A 4,404-nucleotide genomic window follows, 5' to 3' on the forward strand; every position below is an offset into this window, starting at 1 on the left:
GCAGGCGCCAGGCCAGTATCCTTACGTGCCCAACATGACCGCCGAAAGCGCGGTGGCGATCGCCGGCGGCTTCTCGCCGCGCGCGCGCAAGGATCGCGTCACCATCACGCACACCGACGCATCCGGCTCCTCGCGCATGGTCATGCCGCCGGGCACGCCGATCAGCCCGGGCGATACTGTGGTCGTCGGCGAGCGCTGGTTCTGATCATGCCCCTCGTCGAAGGCCAGCGGCTCCGCATCCTGCACGCAACGCGCGCGCCCGTGGGCGGCATCATCAGGCACATCCTCGACCTCGCCAACGGCCAGGCTGACCGCGGTCACCAGGTGGGGATCATCGCCGACAGCCTGACCGGCGGCGAACGCGCGGAGCAGGCGCTGGCCGAGATCGCACCGCGCATGAAGCTCGGCGTCTATCGCTTTGCAATCAGGCGCGAACCCTCTCCGTTCGATTTCGTGACCTGGGCCCGGTTCATGGGCATGGTCCGCCGCCTCAAGCCGGACGTCCTGCACGGTCACGGCGCCAAGGCCGGCGCTTTCCTGCGCATGCGCGGAGCCTCGAAAGAAGCGATCCGCGTCTACACCCCGCACGGCGGCTCGCTGCACTATCCGCTCTCGACCATCAAGGGACAGCTCTACAGCCGCCTCGAGCGCATGCTGATGAACAATACCGAGCTGTTCCTGTTCGAAAGCGCGTTCGCCCGCGACACCTATCAGCGCATGATCGGCGTGCCGAACGGCCTGGTGCGCACCGTCTTCAACGGCGTCACCGCCGGCGAATTCGATTCAGTGCAGAAAGCCGACGATGCGACCGACGTCTGTTACGTCGGCGAGTTCCGCCACATCAAGGGCGCCGACTTGCTGATCGACGCCGTCGCGCGCCTGCGCGCCGACGGCAGGAACGTCACGCTGTCGCTGGGCGGCGACGGCGAGGAGATGGCTAACCTCAAAACTCAGGTGTCGCGGCTAAACCTCGGCGAGGCCGTGCGTTTCCTCGGCCACGTCAAGGCGCGCTACGGCTTCTCCAAGGGCTCGCTGCTGGTGGTGCCCTCACGCGGCGATTCCATGCCCTATGTCGTGATCGAGGCGGCCGCCGCGGGCGTGCCCATGGTGGCTGCCAAGGTCGGCGGCATCCCCGAGATCTTCGGCCCCGACCATGCCGACGCCCTGTTCGTCCCCAACATCGTCGGCGCCATGGCCGATGCCATCGAGGGCGCGCTCGACGATCTGGAGGGCGCGCAAGCTCGCGCAAAATCGCTGCGCGAGCGCATCTTCCAGCACTTCTCCCAGAAAGCCATGGTCGAGGGCGTGCTGACCGGCTATCGCGACGCGTTTGCCAACCGTTAACCGTTATTTACCAACGTAACTGTTTCTTCGAATTTGTCCCGTAAGTCCGAGCAGTGGGCAATTCCGCTGCGGCACGCGCATGCTTACGTGCCGCCCAAGAACGGATGTGGACTGACGTGGAACCGATTAACGCACGCTCGATGCTGGACGCCGCGGCAAGCGCCCCGATGACCGCAACCCCGACCGCCGGAGCGCCGCAGATGGAGCGGCGCCGCCGCCTGTCGCCGGCCGCACTCGCCGTCTCCAACCAGAAGGTCCGCAAGGCCTATTCGCCGATCGTGATCGCGGGCGGGGTGCGTATCGCCGATTTCGTGCTGATCTCGGCGATCGGCGTTGCGCTCTATCTCTCTTACGTCGTTCCCTTGAGCGGCTTCCGCTGGGAATACATCGCCGCCATTCTCGGCATGGCGGTAGCCGCCGTGATCTCGTTTCAGTCCGCCGACATCTATCAGATTCAGGTCTTCCGCGGCCAGCTCCGCCAGATGACGCGGATGATCTCGGCCTGGGCGTTCGTTTTCCTGCTGTTCACCGGCGCCTCCTTCCTCGCCAAGCTCGGCGGCGAGGTGTCGCGCGTGTGGCTGTCCGGCTTCTTCCTCGCAGGCCTTGCAGCGCTGGTCGGCGAACGCCTGTGCCTGCGCACGCTGGTACGCAGCTGGGCCCATGACGGCCGGCTCGACCGCCGCACCGTCATCGTCGGCTCGGACCAGAACGGCGAGCAGCTGGTCGAGGCGCTGAAGAGCCAGGACGATACCGACATCCACGTGCTCGGCGTGTTCGACGACCGCAACGACACCCGCGCGCTCGAGACTTGCGCCGGCAGCCCGAAGCTCGGCAAGGTCGACGACATCATCGAGTTCGCCCGCCGCACCCGCATCGATCTCGTGCTGTTCGCGCTGCCGATCTCGGCCGAGACACGCATCCTGGAAATGCTGAAGAAGCTGTGGGTGCTGCCGGTCGACATCCGCCTCTCCGCGCACACCAACAAGCTGCGCTTCCGCCCGCGCTCCTATTCCTATCTCGGCGAGGTGCCGACGCTCGACGTGTTCGAGGCGCCGATCACCGACTGGGACCTGGTGATGAAATGGCTGTTCGACCGCGTGGTCGGCGGCATCTGCCTGCTGCTGGCGCTGCCGGCGATGGCGCTGGTCGCGATTGCGATCAAGCTGGACAGCCCCGGCCCGGTGCTGTTCCGCCAGAAACGCTTCGGCTTCAACAACGAGCGCATCGACGTCTTCAAGTTCCGCTCGCTCTATCATCACCAGGCCGACCCGAACGCCTCCAAGGTGGTGACCAAGAACGATCCGCGCGTCACCCGCGTCGGCCGCATCATCCGCAAGACCTCGCTCGACGAGCTGCCGCAGCTGTTCAACGTCGTCTTCAAGGGCAATTTGTCGCTGGTCGGCCCGCGCCCGCATGCGGTGCAGGGCAAGCTGCAGAGTCGCCTGTTCGACGAGGCCGTCGACGGCTATTTCGCCCGCCATCGCGTCAAGCCCGGCATCACCGGCTGGGCGCAGATCAACGGCTGGCGCGGCGAGATCGACAACGAAGAGAAGATCCAGAAGCGCGTCGAGTTCGACCTCTATTACATCGAGAACTGGTCGGTGCTGTTCGACCTCTACATCCTGTTGAAAACGCCGCTGGCGTTGCTGACCAAGAACGAGAACGCGTATTGAGGTTGTCATGCCCCGCCCATGCTGGGCATCCAGTACGCCGCGGCGCCGAGGGTTGAGCCTCACTGCCTCGGGCTACTGGATCGCCCGGTCAAGCCGGGCGATGACGGAAGGGGTTGTGGTTGTTAGTTGCGTATAGTTGCGTGAGTATCCGATGGCCTATGCGGCGTCAGCCGGCAATACATTAGCGCCAACAGCGGCGCCCGGCCTGCTCGCCCTGCAGCGCGCGCTGCTGTGGCTGGTCGGCGCCTCCGGCGCGATCGTGTTCATCGAGCCGAGCCCCTACGAGATCGCAACCCTGCTGGCGACCATCGTGTTCTTCGCCACCGGCATGCGCCTGCGGCTCGTCTTCATGCCGCTATTGCTGCTGCTGTTCCTGCTCAACGTCGGCTACACCATATCCGCCGTCGCCGTGATGGACCGGCCGTACGTGACGAACTGGGTCGCGACCTCCTGGTACATGGCGGTGACAGTCGTCTTCTTCGCCATGGTGCTGTCGGAGGACACAGAGGCCCGGCTCGACATGCTCCGCCGCGGCCTGATCGCCGGCGCGATGATCGCAGCCTTGCTCGCGATCGCCGGCTATTTCAACCTCGTGCCCGGCGGCCGCGATCTCCTCACGCTGTACGATCGCGCCCGCGGCACCTTCAAGGATCCCAACGTGCTCGGCGCGTTCCTGATCCTCCCAGCCCTGTTCGTGCTGCAGAGCGTGGTATCGGACCGGCTCGGCAAGTCGCTGCGCAGCAGCGTCGCCTTCGTCATCATGGCGCTGGCGATCCTGCTGGCGTTCTCGCGCGCCGCCTGGGGCGGGCTGGCGATCACCGCCGCCTTCATGCTGGCGCTGATGGTCCTGACCAGCTCCTCGCACAGGCAGCGCTCGCGCATCATCGTGATGGCGCTGGTCGCCGCGATCCTCGCTGCCATGCTGGTCGCCGTGCTGCTCTCGCTCGACACCGTGGCGCAGATGTTCAAGCAGCGCGCCAGCTTCGACCAGGGCTACGACACCGGCCGCTTCGGCCGGTTCGGCCGCCACATCCTCGGCGCGGAAATGGCGCTCGACCTGCCGCTCGGCATCGGCCCGCTGCAGTTCAACCGCTACTTCCCGGAAGACACCCACAACTCCTATCTCAACGCCTTCATGTCCGGCGGCTGGCTCGCCGGCATCTGCTATCCCGCGCTTATCTTCACGACCGTCATGACAGGCTTCCGCTACGTCTTCGTGCGCGTGCCCTGGCAGAAGACCTATCTGGCCATCTTCGCCGCCTTCCTCGGCACCGTCGCCGAGAGCTTCATCATCGACACCGACCACTGGCGGCACTTCTGGCTGATGCTCGGCGCCATGTGGGGCATGTTCGCCGCCGCACAGCGCTGGCAGGCGCGGGAAGCGGCG

At 65.9% G+C, this 4,404-nt stretch carries 3 protein-coding genes and 1 pseudogene; all 4 read left to right on the plus strand.

All coding sequences use genetic code 11. The annotated features are described in order from the left end of the window. Positions 1–205 (plus strand): annotated as a pseudogene (locus ACT4OC_RS15990) (polysaccharide biosynthesis/export family protein); the annotation flags it as partial. 2 nt (positions 206–207) lie between these two features. Further along, positions 208–1,344 carry a glycosyltransferase family 4 protein gene (locus ACT4OC_RS15995; protein WP_444839980.1) on the plus strand — a complete coding sequence of 379 codons (1,137 nt, stop codon included), beginning with the start codon at positions 208–210 and terminating at the stop codon, positions 1,342–1,344. Positions 1,345–1,484: 140 nt separating this feature from the next. Next, entirely contained in the window at positions 1,485–3,017 is a 1,533-nt protein-coding gene (locus ACT4OC_RS16000; RefSeq protein ID WP_444839982.1) for an undecaprenyl-phosphate glucose phosphotransferase, read from the plus strand. A gap of 151 nt (positions 3,018–3,168) precedes the next feature. Then, on the plus strand, positions 3,169–4,404 hold a 1,236-nt coding region (locus ACT4OC_RS16005; protein ID WP_444839981.1), incomplete at its 3' end, for an O-antigen ligase family protein.

Source organism: Bradyrhizobium sp., from assembly GCF_052389815.1.
Lineage (GTDB): Bacteria > Pseudomonadota > Alphaproteobacteria > Rhizobiales > Xanthobacteraceae > Bradyrhizobium.

Bases quoted from the DNA above. Each gene is read 5' to 3' on its own strand.
- ACT4OC_RS15995 (WP_444839980.1), top strand. From the start codon at position 208: ATGCCCCTCGTCGAAGGCCAGCGGCTCCGCATCCTGCACGCAACGCGC.
- ACT4OC_RS16000 (WP_444839982.1), top strand. From the start codon at position 1,485: ATGCTGGACGCCGCGGCAAGCGCCCCGATGACCGCAACCCCGACCGCC.